We start from the raw sequence: 18,304 nt of genomic DNA, 5'->3' as shown, positions 1-18,304 counted from the left end.
TTATAGGAATGATTTTATTAAACGATCAGAAAATAATGGCGCATAAGGTTTCGTCAAGTAAATTATCGCTAATACTTTCATTTAAAATAGAGCAGTATCAAATTTTCGTTTTAAAAATATCCAGTATTGAAATCAATTGATAGGTTTTTCGTCATCCGTTGGGGCAAAAAATGAAATACTTAAAATCTCCATCACTATTTTCGGCATTATTCAGTAAAAAAAATTACAAAAAAAGACTGCCTTGTTAGACAGTCTTCCTTTTATTGATTTATTATTTATTTTTTAATGAGCAGTTTAAAGGTTTTTTCACTAGTTGAAGTTTTAACTTTAACCACATATGAGCCACCTACAAGATTATAGTTTTTCACATTTAAATTGGCTTTATTACCACTTCTTATCACTTTATTGCTATAATCTCCAATCAATTTACCTGACATATCAAATAATTGTACCAAAACTAATGTTCCTTGTTCAGCATCAAACTTAATATTAAATTCTCCATCTGAAGGATTTGGATAAAGTACCATTTTTGAAACAACAGGTAAGATATCATTTGTACCTGTAGCAAGTCCTGGTTCTGGACATGGACAAGTTAACACATGATTATTTATCATACCTCCATCGTAATTGTTATTTATTTCATCTACGATAGAATTCATTTTTGAAGCTGAATAAACTGAAATACCACCAAGAACCTTGTTGGATTCGGCAAGAACTTGATAAACTGACATTCCTGCAAAGGTACCAGAAGCTACTACCATATCACCTAACTTCGTTGATGATGGTGAAAAGTTAGCATCATATTCATCAAATCTCACATTTAAAGTTAATGCAACAACTTGACCTGCTAAAACATTAGCATAGCTTGCACCAGGATTTGTTAATGTACCTGGATCTAATGCTCTTGGAGTTGACCCGCTTGGTAAGAAGTCCTCGACTGCTTTTGCAGTAGTTAGTTTCAAGAATCTTGAACCTGCACCAACTGTTAAACCAGCTGGGAATGCTCCTGCAAAATATTGGTTTCTATATGCGCCCCAATTATTTCCTGCAGCTTTTGCGCCCCAACCTCCTTGCGTAACAGTTGTAAATCTACCACAATCTATTGGTTTAATTTCACCTCCTATGGTTGCTTTGCATCCTTTATAGTCTGTCACAGTTACACTGAATAATCCAGCTCCTAAATTCGCTGAAGAACCAGTTTCACCATTTGACCAAAGATATTTATATACCGGAGTTCCTCCACTTACCGTTACTTTAACGGTAGTTAATCCATTAGGATTAGCAGGTGGAATTGTAAGTACTAAATTCAATGCCTCTGGTTGAGTAATCATGATCTCTTTAACACCTGAACAGCCTTTAGCATCTTTAACGGTGTAAGTATGAGTTCCGGCTTTCGCTGTAAATGTTCCAACTCCTGTGTAAGGGGCAGTTCCACCTGTGGCAGTTACCTTCACTGTAGATTCACCTCCATTACATGAGATTGAACAGGCTTCAATATGAACAACCAATTTAGAAGGTTCTGTAATCGTGATTTCTTTCGAAACTGAACATCCTTTCGCATCTTTAACGGTGTAAGTATGAGTTCCCGCTTTCACTGTAAATGTTCCAACTCCTGTATAAGGGGCAGTTCCACCTGTGGCAGTTACCTTCACTGTAGATTCACCTCCATTACATGAGATTGAACAGGCTTCAATATGAACAACCAATTTAGAAGGTTCTGTAATCGTGATTTCTTTCGAAACTGAACATCCTTTCGCATCTTTAACGGTGTAAGTATGAGTTCCGGCTTTCACTGTAAATGTTCCAACTCCTGTATAAGGGGCAGTTCCACCTGTGGCAGTTACCTTCACTGTAGATTCACCTCCATTACATGAGATTGAACCGGCTTCAACATGAACTTCCACTTTGGTAACGGTTACTGTCTTGCTGCCGGTGCTGGTGCATCCGGCCGCATTGGTGGTTGTAACTGTATAAGTACCCGCAGTGCTTACTGTAATGCAACTAGTGGTTGCCCCGGTGCTCCACAAATATTTAGTAAAGCCCGCTGGTGCGCATAGCTGGGTGGATTGGCCCTGGCAAATGACACTGTCACCGGTGATAGTACAAACCGGCAATGAACTAACGGTTACTGTCTTGCTGCAGGTGCTGGTGCATCCGGCCGCATTGGTTGTTGTAACTGTATAAGTACCCGCAGTGCTTACTGTAATGCAACTAGTGGTTGCCCCGGTGCTCCACAAATATTTAGTAAAGCCCGCTGGTGCGCATAGCTGGGTGGATTGGCCCTGGCAAATGACACTGTTACCGGTGATAGTACAAACCGGCAATGCACTAACGGTTACTGTCTTGCTGCCGGTGCTGGTGCATCCGGCCGCATTGGTTGTTGTAACTGTATAAGTACCCGCAGTGCTTACTGTAATGCAACTAGTGGTTGCCCCGGTGCTCCACAAATATTTAGTAAAGCCCGCTGGTGCGCATAGCTGGGTGGATTGGCCCTGGCAAATGACACTGTTACCGGTGATAGTACAAACCGGCAATGAACTAACGGTTACTGTCTTGCTGCAGGTGCTGGTGCATCCGGCCGCATTGGTGGTTGTAACTGTATAAGTACCCGCAGTGCTTACTGTAATGCAACTAGTGGTTGCCCCGGTGCTCCACAAATATTTAGTAAAGCCCGCTGGTGCGCATAGCTGGGTGGATTGGCCCTGGCAAATGACACTGTCACCGGTGATAGTACAAACCGGCAATGCACTAACGGTTACTGTCTTGCTGCAGGTGCTGGTGCATCCGGCCGCATTGGTGGTTGTAACTGTATAAGTACCCGCAGTGCTTACTGTAATGCAACTAGTGGTTGCCCCGGTGCTCCACAAATATTTAGTAAAGCCCGCTGGTGCGCATAGCTGGGTGGATTGGCCCTGGCAAATGACACTGTTACCGGTGATAGTACAAACCGGCAATGCACTAACGGTTACTGTCTTGCTGCCGGTGCTGGTGCATCCGGCCGCATTGGTGGTTGTAACTGTATAAGTATCCGCAGTGCTTACTGTAATGCAACTAGTGGTTGCCCCGGTGCTCCACAAATATTTAGTAAAGCCCGCTGGTGCGCATAGCTGGGTGGATTGGCCCTGGCAAATGACACTGTCACCGGTGATAGTACAAACCGGCAATGAACTAACGGTTACTGTCTTGCTGCAGGTGCTGGTGCATCCGGCCGCATTGGTGGTTGTAACTGTATAAGTACCCGCAGTGCTTACTGTAATGCAACTAGTGGTTGCCCCGGTGCTCCACAAATATTTAGTAAAGCCCGCTGGTGCGCATAGCTGGGTGGATTGGCCCTGGCAAATGACACTGTTACCGGTGATAGTACAAACCGGCAATGCACTAACGGTTACTGTCTTGCTGCCGGTGCTGGTGCATCCGGCCGCATTGGTGGTTGTAACTGTATAAGTACCCGCAGTGCTTACTGTAATGCAACTAGTGGTTGCCCCGGTGCTCCACAAATATTTAGTAAAGCCCGCTGGTGCGCATAGCTGGGTGGATTGGCCCTGGCAAATGACACTGTTACCGGTGATAGTACAAACCGGAAGCGGGCTGACTGTTACTATGATATGATTTGAATTTACACTGCCACAGGCATTTGTATTGGTTACAAAATAGTCTCCACTTGTGGTTACGGTTATGGTTGCAGTTGTTGCCCCGGTGCTCCATGTTCCACCGCTATTTCCTGAAAGTGTAACACTGCCACCTGCACAAAATGTTGTCGCTCCGCCTGCTGTAATTACTGATGCAACAGCCGCTGGGCTTACTGTTACTATAATATGATTTGAATTTACACTGCCGCAGGCATTTGTATTGGTTACAAAATAGTCGCCACTTGTTGTTACGGTTATGGTTGGAGTTGTTGCCCCGGTACTCCATGTCCCACCGCTATTTCCTGAAAGTATAACACTGCCACCTGCACAAAATGTTGTGGCTCCGCCTGCTGTAATTACTGATACAACAGGCGCTGGGCTAACTGTTACTATAATATGATTTGAATTTACACTGCCACAGGCATTTGTATTGGTTACAAAATAGTCGCCACTTGTTGTTGCGGTTATGGTTGCAGTTGTTGCCCCGGTGCTCCATGTCCCACCGCTATTTCCTGAAAGTATAACACTGCCACCTGCACAAAATGTTGTGGCTCCGCCTGCTGTAATTACTGATGCAACAGCCGCTGGGCTAACTGTTACTGTAATATGATTTGAATTTACACTGCCACAGGCATTTGTATTGGTTACAAAATAGTCGCCACTTGTGGTTACGATTATGGTTGCAGTTGTTGCCCCCGTGCTCCATGTCCCACCGCTATTTCCTGAAAGTGTAACACTGCCACCTGCACAAAATGTTGTGGCTCCGCCTGCTGTAATTACTGATGCAACAGGCGCTGGGCTAACTGTCACTGTTACGGAATTTGTATTTTGACAACCTGTTGCAGTAATTGTTTCTACTAATGTATAGGTAGTAGTTGTTGTTGGGCTGGCGACAGGGTTTGCTATGGTTGCTGAACTCAATCCTGTTGACGGTGTCCATAAGTAAGTATGCCCTGATACCGGAGTAGTACCAAGAGTTACGCTATTACCACTACATATGGCCGTATCTCTACCAGCAGTTGCAGCAGGCAGCGGGTTGACTGTTACTATAATATGGTTCGAATTTACACTGCCGCAGGCATTTGTATTGGTTACAAAATAGTCGCCACTTGTGTTTACGGTTATGGTTGCAGTTGTTGCCCCGGTGCTCCATGTCCCACCGCTATTTCCTGAAAGTGTAACACTGCCACCTGCACAAAACGTAGTGGCTCCGCCTGCTGTAATTACTGATGCAACAGGCGCTGGGCTGACTGTTACTATGATATGATTTGAATTTACACTGCCGCAGGCATTTGTATTGGTTACAAAATAGTCGCCACTTGTGGTTACGGTTATTGATGGAGTTGTTGCCCCGGTACTCCAGGTTCCGCCGCTATTTCCTGAAAGTGTAACACTGCCACCTGTACAAAATGCTGTAGCTCCCCCTGCTGTAATTACTGATGCAACAGGCGCTGGGCTAACTGTTACTGTTACGGAATTTGTATTTTGACAACCCGTTGCAGTAATTGTTTCTACTAATGTATAGGTAGTAGTAGTTGTTGGGCTGGCAACAGGGTTTGCTATGGTTGTAGAACTCAATCCTGTTGAAGGTGTCCATGAGTAAGTATGTCCTGATACCGGAGAAGTACCGAGCGTTACACTATTACCACTACAGATGGATGTATCTCTACCAGCAGTTGCTGCAGGCAGCGGGTTGACTGTTACTATAATATGGTTCGAATTTACACTGCCGCAGGCATTTGTATTGGTTACAAAATAGTCGCCACTTGTGTTTACGGTTATTGATGAAGTTGTTGCTCCGGTACTCCAGGTTCCGCCGCTATTTCCTGAAAGTGTAACACTGCCACCTGCACAAAATGTTGTCGCTCCGCCTGCTGTAATTACTGATGCTGTTGGCTGTAAGCTTAGTGTGACTGTATTGGTAGATAAGCTAATAGCTCCGGCAGTGGAAAGCCCACGTCCATTTAGTGTTGCACCTTGCAATAGATTTATTGCCCCATCAGCTAAAATCGTGCCCTGGAAAAGAGAATTGTCTCCTAAATCCACTTCGCCATTTACCTGCCAATAAACATTGCATAATGAAGCGCCATTAGTCAACAGAACTCGTGAATTAACAGTAGTAGCTAAAGCGCCATCTATTTTAAAAATAAATATAGAATTGGGATCTCCTCCTCCATCCAGGATAAGATCGCCATTAATTGTTGAAGCTGCCCCAAGGCAATAAACGTTCGGTAGAAGTGTTTGCCCACTTCCCATCGTTGTTGAAATTACGCTGCCGCATGTTACCGTACTGACGCTACCATAGGCAAAAGCTACATCTATAGCAGCTTGTGACGAAACAAGGTCTGCATGATGCTTTTGCCCAATTAGTGTTCCGGGAGGAAATGCATTGAATGCACCTACGTTAGTGCCAACATCGCCGGTTACGATTGTTCCCGCCCCCGTGTTATTAAATGCTCCAGCTGCTGTAAATAGCGCAAAACTGGAAGCTGATCCCAGGTTAGGAGCCTGTCCGAAATTAACACTTGGCATTAAAAACAAAACAGCTGCCACTAAGGTGCTGAGTAATTTAGAAAGTAGAAAAAATTTTTTCATCTTCTTTGTTTTTTTAAATTTGATTTAAATAATAATAATAGACGAGACATCGTCACCAGACGTCATTATTTGAAAAATGCAAAAGCATAATGTAAAATAAGTATGCAACTTATTGATCGAATTCAAAACACGATAGAATATTTTTCAATTTAAAAATTGAAATCAGAAAAATGTAAAAATGGAGGTTCTAAATTCTAGAGTAGAATAGCACTTATTAATTTCAAAAATGTAACAAATCGCTAAAAATAAGGTATGACAAGGCATCCTTTAATAGAAATAAAATAGATTTTTTCTTTTCATTTGTGTTGGTGTGTTTTTAAGATTTTTAATACCACAAAGGTACTGGCATTTCCTTAATTACCAGGCGTTTATTTAACCCATATCATTCTAATTGAAAAGTATATTTACACAATACTTACTAGCATTAAACACTTACTGAATACTAATGATTATTAATTTTCAACATATTAAAAATGAGTAAGTACGCCTGAAAATAGAAAGAGATTATAGGATGTTTTTAAACAAATATTAATGCTTCAAAACCCGGTTAAGTTTATTCTGTAACTGCTTTTGAATAAAATTCTGAGCAATGATTTTGGAAATCTTAGCGCAGAATAAAGGCAAACCTTTTCTTGCATTTTTTCAATTTCCTGCTGAGAATTTTTCACTTTTACAGTTTGAAATTTTTTGAAATTTGATTTTACACGAAAAGCTTTTGACACTTTTCGCAAACGTAGGTTTTTACTTTCCCCACTTCTGCTATAACAAGTGGAAATTTGTCTTTCGGGCAGTTTTTCTTTTCAAAAATTAAAGCGTTCTTTTCTACACTGTCGGTTTTTAATAAAGTCAAAAACTCTTCTGCGTAATCCACTACCATTTTCAATAGGAATATTAATTTTTTCTCAGGAATAGCTTTAATCAAACTATCTGGATGAATTTTCGCATGGTATAAAGTTTCAGTTCTAATGATAGGGCCGACGCCTGCAAGAATATTTTGGTTCAATAAAGCTGCACCAATTTTCTCATCATGATGATTACTTTGCAATTCATTTAAAATAAAATCAGCATCGAATTCTGGTTTTGAGATATCTGTTTTAAAATTAAAATGATCAGTCGGTTTTCCCTGGAAAACTTTAACATCAGAATTATAAAAATTGATTTCATTTTCCTCAAAATGGAATGAAAAACCAGCGGCGATTTTCTTGCGTTTGTTGACCAAAACATTTCCCACTAGATTGACTTCAATCGCAGCGAAAAATTCTTTAAAAATGAAAAGGAAATTTTTACCGAAAGTTTGAATATCGATCAGCGTTGCATTTTCAAATAAAGATTCATCAATCGTCGAATCGCCCGAAACTTTAGAAACAGTTTTTCCTTTGTAGCGTTGCAGTTTGTTTTTTAGAAAAATGATGGATGGTCCTTCTGACATTTTATTTAATTTTTAATAAATAGTTCAAGCAGCAAAAGTAAAGAAATTAATACTTGACTTTACAATCAATATTGAGTTGGTTTAATTTAAGGGAGCTCATTTTCTGAACGTATAAATCATCAGGAATAACCACGAATAACCTAAACAGAATCCACCCAAAACATCACTTGGATAATGCACCCGCAAATAAACTCGACTGAAACCAATCGTAAGCGAAAGCAAAATCAGAAATACCATGGCCATATATTTCCATACTTTCGGTAAATCTGTTAACCAGATAAAATAGGCTAAAGTTCCATAAAGAATAAAACTTAAAGTCGCATGACCGCTGGGAAAACTAAAACTCTCTTCTTTATACAAAAGCGGATAAGGTGGTCGTGGTCGAGCAAAAAACATTTTCATTCCATAGATCAGAAGCAAGCCGCCTACGGCTGTAACAAAAGTGAATAATGCCTTTCGATAAAATTTGAAAGCCAGTAAAATAACTATTAGAAACGGATATGCGATTTTTATAAATGGCGCCGAAGAAAACTGGGTGATTACATACATGTACTGCGTTAAACCCGCTCTTACGAAATGAGTTTTGAAAAATTGAAAAACCAGAAAATCTATTTCTTCTTCTTTTTCAACAACGATTTCATTAGTAATCACTCCCAATACTAATAATGCTGCCAAAAAAAACAGAAGCGAAATCAATAATTTCGGCGAACTATTTCGGTAAAAATCTTTAATAAATTTAATCATAAAAGCGATATCATTTAAGAACCATTTCGAAGTAATCCTTTTTTGAAAGCCTTTTTCTAACCTTAATCGTAACTATTTAATGGATGTTTATGAATTCTGTCTTTAAATAATTTATTGTTCTTTCTCAAAATAAAGACGGTAATATTTTCCATTTTCATCTTGTCCCTGCTCAATCATTTTACGGTCGCCGTGAACATAAATACTAAAGTTTTTATCGAGTTTGATAATACTTTTGAAACCACGACTCTGTTTCTTCACCGCCGATTCATTGATGGCAAAATCTTCTGAAATTGAAACCTGCATTTCCTGCTCGTAATCGGATTTGAAATTTCCAAAACTCTCGATTACATTCTCATCCTGCAAAACTTCTTTGGTAAATTCATCGTAATCAAACTGCTCTTTATCTTTGAAGAACTCAATTGATTTATTCAAAAACTCCGCTTGATCAGCTTTGGTAGTTTCAAATTCCTGTGGCAATTGTTTGGTGATGAATTCTTTGTAAACGGACAAAGTTTCCTGAGTGTGGAAATATTCATCGTCACGCTGTTTTACTTTCAAGAAATCCTCGAACCAATAATACATGTCGCCATTTTTATTATTATCGACGACTGAAACGGCGTAACCAGATTCTTTAAAGTTATTGTAAATAATACAACCTTTATCTAATTTTGTTAAACTGATACCGTAATCTTTCTCAATATCAAAAGTGTCACCTTCCGGAAAAACTTTCAAGAAAGGCGTTTTATTTTCCGTTTTAAAAATACCGATGGAATCAATTTTAACACCTGCAGTTTCTTCACCTTCAAAATAACAGATGAAAACTTCACCCGGTTGTACACGTGGATTTTCGGTGATGTCATAAAGATGTTCGGCGATGTTTTCAGACTCATCTTTGAATTTGGTTATATCTTCAAAAATTTCCGATACCGAATTATAGACCGGATTATGAACCAAATAAGTATCGCTGTAAAACTGAAACTGTTCTTCAGATTTAAAAGCTTTTAAGAAAAAATCTTCGAGCATTTCTAACATTCCTTCCTCTGGCCGATATTCATCTTGCGATAGAACAAGCGATTCCTGATTTATTTTGTTTCCGACTTTATGGATGATTATTTTGGAGATCATTAATGTAAAATTTATGTGGGTGCAAAGATATTTTTAAAAGATTGAAGCAAAAAACTTTTAAAGAAAAATATCTCTGCTGAGACCAGAAGTGTTTTGTTTCCTAATAAATAACTCTTATCCAATACGTAAAAAACTAATGTGTAAAAAAGTGTCAAAAAAATAGAACAAATAATCTCTATGTATGTAACAACTAGAAAGTTATAAATAATTACAAATTTTCAATAATCTACTTATTTTCATAACTAACTATACTTCAAATTGTTGCAGTTTTTGTCAGGGAAGTTTTTTGTCCTTTCTAATTTTCATCTCTACTCTCATATTGCCGTCAAATATATACCCTTATGGAAAAGTTTAGAGAAATTATAAAATATTTATTTTGGCTGGCTGTACAAATATATCTAATAAATATTTTTCATTTGCAGTGTTTGGAAACAACATTTTTAATGATAAGTATGTTTAAACATGTCAGTAATTTTAATATTTCATTTTTATGAAAATTTAAGACAAAAGGTATCAATTAAATAATTTAAGTAAAAGTTAAGTTTGTATTAAAAATATTAAACTTTCAAAAAATCAGAAATCGTGGAATTATTATTGTTGTGAAAAAGCGCAATTAAAATTTTAATCAAAAAAATTGAATATGAAAAAGGAAAGAGTGATTAACACCCAAAGAGCTTTGGTAGCAGCATTATTTTTAGGAGCGGTAACTTTCGGTTATGCACAGGAAGCTGCTGCAGCGCAAGAAACCGTTGCCAATGCAACTGCACAAGTTCAAACTTCTCAACAAAATCCAGCAATCGACGCTTTGAAGAAAAAGATTGAAGCCAACCCAAATGACACCGAATCGTTGGTGAATCTAGCAACGGCCTATCAGGATGCGAAAGACTGGAAAAATGCCTTGGGAACTTGGAATAAAATTTCAACTTTACTACCAGATTGGGCTCCATCTTATTATAGCGAAGGCTATGTTTATCAAAACATGAAAGACGACGCGAACGCAAAAACAGCTTACGAGAAATACATCGCTGCGGTAAAACCAGAGGAATTGGAAGCAAGTAAAAAGAATCTCGCTTATGCCCATTTGTTCGTGGCATACCAACTTAAGGAAAGCAACAAAGAGCAAGCAAAACAGCATATTGCAAAATCATTGGAATATGATCCTTCGAATCAAGATGCTTTGAATCTGAGTAAGTTTTTGAATCAGTAAAACAACACATTATATTTAATGAAAAATTCCCTGAGTTTGACTTGGGGAATTTTTGTTATTAGAACTTATCTCTTTTTCAGATTGATTTATAGTCAGATTGCTATTTCAATTTTACTTAACACATTTTTGGAACGTTAATTATCATTTTTTTTACTCTATTTTTAAGTATCCTTTTCATGAACTCCTCATGAACTATCCATGCTTTATCCATGAAGTATCTATGGAGCATCTATGACGATGATTTTTGGGTGACCCGTCCTGAAAAAACTATACAGATTACTCAATAAATCCTGATATAGCTTTACAGCTATGAAAACAAGAAAACTCTATCTAACTATTAAGCTCGCTTTATAATAACGCCAAACGAATCCTTTCGTTTGGCAGCGAGGGCATTGAGCTATGTGAAACTGCCGTTTTTAAAAAATCGTAATATTAACAATTATTGTATATTTACGATATAACTTTATAATATGCTGAAAAATTACTTATTTGTATTCCTTTTTCTTCAAGTCATCCTTCTTTCTGCCCAACAAAACATTAACGGAACGATACACGATCTCAATCACTTTCCAGGCTCTTATCCTAAAGGTTTGAAATTAATTGGTGATGACCTTATTTTTTCGGTTAAAACCACTTCTTCTTATAACGAACCTTTTAAATACAATCTCGTAACTAAAAAAATTACTTTGATAAAGGATGAACTACAAACGACACCATGTGATATTAAGAGCAGCGAGTTTTATGAACTTAACCAAAAGATCTTTTTTTTAAATAATAATAATTCCTCTTACTTAGAATTGTTTGAACTTAATCTAGCGACAAATTCTGTAACAAAAATTAAAAATGTTGCTTCCTATTACAGCTCCGATAAGCTAAAAGTAAAAGTTTATAATAACAAATTGTTTATCGTGTTGAAAGATAAATTGTATGTAAGTGACGGAACTGCAGCTGGCACCTTTCAAATAACGAAGTTGCAATATGCCAGTGAGAACTTTGCGGAAAAAGATGGGAATATTTATTTTTTTGGAAGTGACGCAACTAGCGGCAAAGAACTTTGGAAATCGGATGGAACAGTTGAAGGAACATCTTTAGTTAAGGATTTAACTCAATATGGGTCTTCCGCAATTAATGGCAATGAATATGTTTATAATATTAATGGTAAAATCGTTTTCCCCGCAACATCTGAATATAATTATGGCTTATGGTCTACAGATGGAACAAACGCAGGCACCATAAAATTTTTTGATCTTGCAGGATCAGGTTTTAGTTTTGCCCCTTTTGAGAATTCAGGTAATGACAAATTAATCTTTAAAAACAATGGTCAGTTTTGGATTTCCGATGGTACAGAAAGTGGAACGAAAGCTACCGAAACTGCTGCCGGATATACAATGATTAAAAAGCTAGTCTCTTTTAAAAACAAAACATTTATCAGTACAGACAATAAGATTTATTTTAAAGATGAAGGCGATTTCATTCAGGAAGTGCCAACTTATTTGAATAAATCATTAGATATGGTTACCGTTTCTTCCGAAGGTAATTTGTTGATTTTCAAGGATCAGGACATATATTATCCACATTTATATTTCTATAACGGACAAAGCTTTCAAGACATTGGAGTAAATTATGGTGAAGATGTGTTTTATCCTGAAAAGGATGATAAAATTTATTTTGCCGGATTTACAGAAACAACAAATAATGGCTATGAAACGGAAAAAAACATTGAACTTTTCAGTTATAATAAAAGCACGAATTCTGCAGCTATAGAAAAAGATATTTTCAGTGGTCTATCCAGTAAACCGAGATATTTCATAGAAAACAATAATGTGGTTTATTTTATCGCGAACGATGGTTATTACGATCAGGTTTTTAAGATTGATTCTGATAAAAACATTACAAAACTTTCAAATTTAAGTACGCGGTTGCCTGATAATTTTTTAAAGTACAATCCCATGATGAAGTCGGGCAATGAAGTCTATTTTCGAGCGGAAGGAATAATTAGAACTTCAGGAACTAAAGAAAGTACATCAATGATTTCTTTGCCTGTGGGTGAAAGATTGATGGAAATGTATCCTTTAAATGATCATCAGGTTATTCTGAAATCTTATCATTCTTTGAATGGGTTTATGCGTATCTGGAGACTTGATAATAATTCTAATATACCGGTTTTGTTATTAGAACAACCCGCAGACAGTGTATATTCTACGGTTTATGATCAGGACTTTCTGACCACTCCAAGCGGTGTCTATTTTAAAATGATGCAAAACAATATTAATCAAATCTGGAAAACCGACGGAACAATTGGAGGTACTTTGAAAATTAGCAATCTGATAGGAATATATGCTCACAAGAATTTTTTATCGGTACTTAATGATAAAGTTTTCTTTACAGATGGTAGTTTCGGATCCTCTCAACTCAATTATATTGATGATTCTTCTAAGCTTGTTAATTACGTGACCGATGTTCATTACATAGATCCTACAAATTCATTTATTATAAACAATAGGTTAAATTTCTTTTCTTCTGATGTTGATGGAATTACCAAATATTATTTATCAAGTACTGATGGAACTGCGGCAGGAACTATTCAAACGAAAAACATTGGTCAAAGTATCTCCTCTGGAGAAATGGTAAAATGTGATAACTCGTACTACTTTCTGCCCATGAACAATTCCACAGCACTATGGAGAAGCGACGGAACCGCAACTGGCACTTATAAAATTTACGATACTAATAATCAAAGTAATTATTGGCCAACATGTTTGAATAAAGAATTATATACCGTGAGAGATCATGCAATCCTTACTAAAACAAATGGACAACCTGGAAACATTATAGATATTTCAATGAAAGTTGATGATGAAATCATTACCCCCAATACCCAAATGATGTTCCTGTATTCTGATGGTAAAAGACTTTATTCCTCCACAACTTACAAAAACCTGGGTGCTGAACTATTTGTTTCGGATGTTATAGAAAGTTTGGCAACTTCGGATCAAGATTTCATCAAGTCTAAGAGTAAAATTACTCTTTACCCGAATCCGGCGAAAGATGTGGTAAATATAAAAATTGATACGAACGAGACCATCATTAATGTTACAATTACTGATTATTCTGGAAGATCATTGCTGTCTGATGCAGGTAATTCTATTGATGTTAGTTCATTAAATGCTGGAGTTTATTTCATCACCATAAAAACATCTGGAAAAATTTATTCTAGTAAATTAATTAAGAAATAAAATCAATCACTATATGCTTTCCCGCCTAATGTGGGATTTTTTTAAATTTTTAAATTTTTAAATTTTTTAGATGTTAAAAATCAAAGTTATTCTATTCCTTTTCCTTTCGGTTCAGTTTATTTACAGCCAAACTTTTGCACCCTACGTAACAATTCCTTCACAAAAGGAGCCAACTGGAACCTTGATCGCAGACATGAACAATGATGGTCTTAATGATCTTATTGTGAAGTTTGGAAGTGACAGTGGTATGATTGGAATTTTTTATCAACAAGAAGACGGCAGTTTAGGTCCAGTACAAAATATTTCTTTAAATAGTTATTATGCAAATTCTTTTGATGTAGGGGATTTAAATCAAGATGGGTTAAATGATTTAGTGATAAGTCATGGTACAAAGTATAGTATTATTTTTCAGAATCCTGCGGGAGGATTTATGCCGAGACAGGAAGTGGAAATGTCTACATCTTGCGGGGTAATAAGGATCGGCGATATCAACAATGATCAAAAGAACGATATTGTACTGGTGACCTATAATCAAGTTAATTACTTGAGTCAAACGCAAGCAGGCATTTTTGTCTTGACTTCACATGATTATCCGCAAAATGGTTTTACGGAATTCAAAATAGTAGACATCAATAATGACCAATTAAATGATTTAATATTTTCTAATCCTGGGAGGGCAACTCTTTATACATTTTTGCAGAAATCGACGGGTGGTTTTGATGCTCCGGTCGCTACTTATTCTAATAACTGGATGAATGATTTTGCAGTCGGCGATCTGAATCAAGATGGTTTAACTGATCTTGTTTCCAATGTTAACATCAGTGGTAACTCAAAAATCAATGTTTATTACCCCTCATTTAACCAATATATTTTCTACAGCTATATCTCTTATCCAGTGTACGGTAATTCTGGAACAATTGAAATTGCAGATTTAAACAATGATGGCAAAAATGAAATAATTATAGGACATCCTGGATACAATAGTTATAGTATATTTTCCTCGAATTATAACAATTATAAATTGATCAGCAATAGCTATATGCCTTATAATAATTCTGTTGATACTCAAAGTTTATCCATCGGTGATTTAAATAATGATGGTTTGAAAGATTTAGTATTTTCTTATACAAGCGGCATAAATATCATTTATAATACTACTCCGATTTTAGCTATAAATGAATCAGATATAATCAGAGAAAAAATCTACCCAAATCCTGTTTTAGATTTCATAAGCCTGCAGAATAATCACATTAATGCCGAATATATGATCTCTGATTATTCCGGGAAAACAGTACGAAAAGGTAAAGTGCAATCTAACAATAAAATTGATGTTTCTACTCTTGTTGCATCACCTTACGTATTAAAACTAAAAGGGACCAAAAGTGAGATCTCCCTTAAATTTATCAAGAAATAAAATATGAAAAATATCTATTTATTATTAAGTCTCTTTTTTTTACAAGCCACTTATGGTCAAGATACATTTAATGCAAAATTTAATGTTCAGAACTTTTCTGCAAGTAGCAGTCCTAGATTTTTAATTGAAAATAATGGAGATCTCCTATTTTCGGCTTCTCGGTCGAAAGAATTTGGCGGTAATGAGCTTTACTCTCTAAATACCACAACAGATAAATCAAAAGTTATAAAAAGTTTCGTAGCTCAAAACTTTACAAGTATAAAAAGTAACCTTGTGAAATTTAATGGAAAGATCTACTTTATAGCCACCAATTATAACGAACTCAATAATCAATTATGGGAATCCGATGGCACCGCAGAAGGTACTAAACTAGTGAAACACCTTTATAACTCCAGTTCATCTTATTCAACAATTGAAATAAAGGTAAGTGCCGAAAAGATGTTTTTAATAATAGATTACAAATTATGGAGTTCCGATGGTACCGATGTAGGAACGCTGGCAATTGGCGATACTTTTTACGGTAGCGAATATTATATTTTGGATGGTAAACTTTTTTACTGGCAAAACAATTACGACGCAGATACATTAATGGTTTCAGATGGGACCGTAATGGGAACAAAACCCTTTAAAATCTTTCAGAAAACAAGCACCGAAAATTACAGCAATTTTAAAATGGTGAAAGTCGGCAGCAATCTTTATTTCGTTGCAAGAAGTAACAATGCTGTAGGTTTATGGAAAACCGATGGTACTATTGACGGAACGGTATTTCTCAACACCGTAAATGCACTGACTTTAAATGGAGTTCTTTTTAATGATGAGCTCTTCTTTTACACTAAGGATAATAAGTTATGGAAAAGCGGGGGAACTGCACAAAACACGATTTTAGTTAAAGATATTCCACAAACGATAGAAACAATTTTTGTCTTTAAAAACGCAATATATCTTGATACTACAACAAACTTTATAAAAAGTGACGGTACCGCTGAAAACACCCAACCCCATCAATTAGGTGACAATGATGCATCTTTAAGTTATCTAACAAAAAGCGACAAAGAAAATTTTCTTTTTTTAAAATCTTCAATTCAATATACAAATGAAATTTACATCACCACTGGAAACGAAATAGCCAATAGATTAAATACAGGAACGGTTTATGGCAACTCAGAATATTTAGAGATCGGAAATTATATTTACTACCGAGGAAATACAAGAAAAAATGGAGACGAAATATTCAAATATAATATTACTGATAAAACTGAAAAAATTACCGCGGATGTAAATTTTGGATTTAGTAGCAATCCTTTTGGTTATGAAACAATTGGGGATAATTTATTCTTCACTGCAGTTACAGATAACAATTCCAACAGACAGATTTTTACGCGAAAAATATCGACCGGTGAAGAAAAACAAGTAACCAATTTAACAAACACATGGGGTGAACAAGAAAGAACATTAGTCGTTGGAGATTATTATTACAGTTTTAGCAATAGTTACATTTATAAATCAGATGGTACTGAACCTAATTCCCACTTTTTCTCAGTTAATAAGACCATTTTAGATGTTTTTAAATTTAACGATTCTACGCTTCTTTATTTAGCCCGAAGCGAAGGCAAACTAGGTCTTTATAAATTAGAAAACAGTAAAATTACGCCTGAACTAATATTGGAAAACATCAACGCTCCTTACATTAGTCATAATAATGGTGCTATTTTAAACAACAAATTATATTTTGTCTTTTACGATGAAAATCAACACTTAGCCATTTACTCAACAGATGGGACTACCGCAAATACCGTCAAAAAGATCGAATTTCCTTATGACAATTTGCAATCTCTCAAAATTTTGGGTGTCGTAAATGAGAAATTGATTTTCTCTAAATCTGCGAATATTAATGCCAAATTATTTGATGTTTATTCATATGATGAAACATTGCCAACACCAACATTAATCAAAAGCTTCACTGATTATGTGGTAACATTCTACGCCGAAAATTATAAAGATAAACTCTATTTTTTAGCAGATAACTCAGCGTTGTACCACTTGTACAATACAGATGGCACTGCGAGTGGTACCAAATTTATTCGTTCCCTAACTTTAAGTACGTACGGTAATATTGGAATTCAAAAAGGTCCAAAACAAATGTTCACAAAATGTGGTAACAGTTTATTTATACTTGGCCAAACCCTTTGGAGGACGGATGGGGAAACAGCGGGTACCTATGAAATATCAAAAAATATATATCGAAATGATATTACATGTCACCAAGGTTTTTTATATGGAGTTTATTATTCAGATTCGGGCTATACGCCAGGTTTATTTCGGACTAATGGAGTTCGTAATCAAAATAAACATGTAACATTTAATATTACTGCTTCAAATACTGACGTGCTGGAAAATTACAATTTACTGAATGCAGTATATTCAAATGTTGGGTCAGATGGAACTTCACTATATTTTACCGGATATAATAATAAATCAGAATACCACCAATATATTGTCAATGAAAACTTGCCTGTTTTTTTAAATGTAGAAAATAATTCAGAAAGTCATATTAATAATATCATTATCGCACCAAATCCAGTTTCTAATTACTTTAGTGCTCAAACAAAGAATTTGGAAAAATTAACAAAGGTTCAAATAGTAGATTTATCTGGCAAAATTGTTCGCGAACAATCTAAAAACTTTTCTACCATTTCTGTAGTAGGACTTCCTTCATCTATTTATTATGTAAAGATATTTACGACCACTTCATTATATGTAGAGAAAATAATAAAAAATTAAGAAAAATATAGCAAGATCTCATACATTTTTTTTAAAACCTAGATTTGGAAAGGTAACTCAGTTCTGGTATTATTAAAATACAAAAATTTTTAATTTTCAGAGATTATTTTGAGAGTGGGTTTACTTAGATATGTTATAGAAGAT

The 18,304-nt window shown here is 36.0% G+C and carries 8 protein-coding genes; 4 read left to right on the top strand and 4 right to left on the bottom strand.

From position 1 onward, the window contains the following. Positions 1-275: 275 nt before the first annotated feature. The 4 genes from Q73A0000_RS15570 to Q73A0000_RS15555 form a co-directional block, all read right to left on the bottom strand. A complete protein-coding gene (locus Q73A0000_RS15570; RefSeq protein ID WP_193811837.1) occupies positions 276-6,224 on the bottom strand; it encodes an ice-binding family protein in 5,949 nt (1,982 codons plus the stop codon). A gap of 700 nt (positions 6,225-6,924) precedes the next feature. Next, positions 6,925-7,653: a hypothetical protein gene (locus Q73A0000_RS15565; protein ID WP_193811836.1), complete on the bottom strand. Its 729-nt coding sequence runs from the start codon at positions 7,651-7,653 to the stop codon at positions 6,925-6,927. Between the two features lie 96 nt (positions 7,654-7,749). After that, positions 7,750-8,397, bottom strand: coding sequence for a phosphatase PAP2 family protein (locus Q73A0000_RS15560; protein WP_193811835.1), 648 nt, complete (start codon positions 8,395-8,397; stop codon positions 7,750-7,752). A gap of 111 nt (positions 8,398-8,508) precedes the next feature. Further along, positions 8,509-9,522 carry a nucleoid-associated protein gene (locus Q73A0000_RS15555; protein WP_193811834.1) on the bottom strand — a complete coding sequence of 338 codons (1,014 nt, stop codon included), beginning with the start codon at positions 9,520-9,522 and terminating at the stop codon, positions 8,509-8,511. Positions 9,523-10,162: 640 nt separating this feature from the next. Between Q73A0000_RS15555 and Q73A0000_RS15550 the strand changes: the two genes are divergently transcribed. The 4 genes from Q73A0000_RS15550 (at position 10,163) to Q73A0000_RS15535 (ending at position 18,160) form a co-directional block, all read left to right on the top strand. Continuing rightward, complete coding sequence (locus Q73A0000_RS15550; RefSeq protein WP_193811833.1) at positions 10,163-10,729, top strand: hypothetical protein; 567 nt, start codon at positions 10,163-10,165, stop codon at positions 10,727-10,729. Positions 10,730-11,199: 470 nt separating this feature from the next. Continuing rightward, complete coding sequence (locus Q73A0000_RS15545) at positions 11,200-13,965, top strand: T9SS type A sorting domain-containing protein (protein WP_193811832.1); 2,766 nt, start codon at positions 11,200-11,202, stop codon at positions 13,963-13,965. Positions 13,966-14,035: 70 nt separating this feature from the next. Beyond that, entirely contained in the window at positions 14,036-15,379 is a 1,344-nt protein-coding gene (locus Q73A0000_RS15540) for a T9SS type A sorting domain-containing protein (RefSeq protein WP_193811831.1), read from the top strand. A gap of 3 nt (positions 15,380-15,382) precedes the next feature. After that, the gene (locus tag Q73A0000_RS15535) at positions 15,383-18,160 is read left to right on the top strand and encodes a T9SS type A sorting domain-containing protein (protein ID WP_193811830.1); all 2,778 of its coding nucleotides are present in this window, start codon (positions 15,383-15,385) and stop codon (positions 18,158-18,160) included. Positions 18,161-18,304 lie beyond the last annotated feature (144 nt).

The sequence above is a fragment of the Kaistella flava (ex Peng et al. 2021) genome, assembly GCF_015191005.1.
In the GTDB taxonomy this organism is placed as follows: domain Bacteria; phylum Bacteroidota; class Bacteroidia; order Flavobacteriales; family Weeksellaceae; genus Kaistella; species Kaistella flava.
Note: the sequence above shows the minus strand (reverse complement) of the source record. Positions and strands in the feature narration are given on the sequence as shown.

Bases quoted from the DNA above. Each gene is read 5' to 3' on its own strand.
- Q73A0000_RS15570 (WP_193811837.1), bottom strand. From the start codon at position 6,224: ATGAAAAAATTTTTTCTACTTTCTAAATTACTCAGCACCTTAGTGGCA.
- Q73A0000_RS15550 (WP_193811833.1), top strand. From the start codon at position 10,163: ATGAAAAAGGAAAGAGTGATTAACACCCAAAGAGCTTTGGTAGCAGCA.
- Q73A0000_RS15565 (WP_193811836.1), bottom strand. From the start codon at position 7,653: ATGTCAGAAGGACCATCCATCATTTTTCTAAAAAACAAACTGCAACGC.
- Q73A0000_RS15540 (WP_193811831.1), top strand. From the start codon at position 14,036: ATGTTAAAAATCAAAGTTATTCTATTCCTTTTCCTTTCGGTTCAGTTT.
- Q73A0000_RS15560 (WP_193811835.1), bottom strand. From the start codon at position 8,397: ATGATTAAATTTATTAAAGATTTTTACCGAAATAGTTCGCCGAAATTA.
- Q73A0000_RS15555 (WP_193811834.1), bottom strand. From the start codon at position 9,522: ATGATCTCCAAAATAATCATCCATAAAGTCGGAAACAAAATAAATCAG.
- Q73A0000_RS15535 (WP_193811830.1), top strand. From the start codon at position 15,383: ATGAAAAATATCTATTTATTATTAAGTCTCTTTTTTTTACAAGCCACT.
- Q73A0000_RS15545 (WP_193811832.1), top strand. From the start codon at position 11,200: ATGCTGAAAAATTACTTATTTGTATTCCTTTTTCTTCAAGTCATCCTT.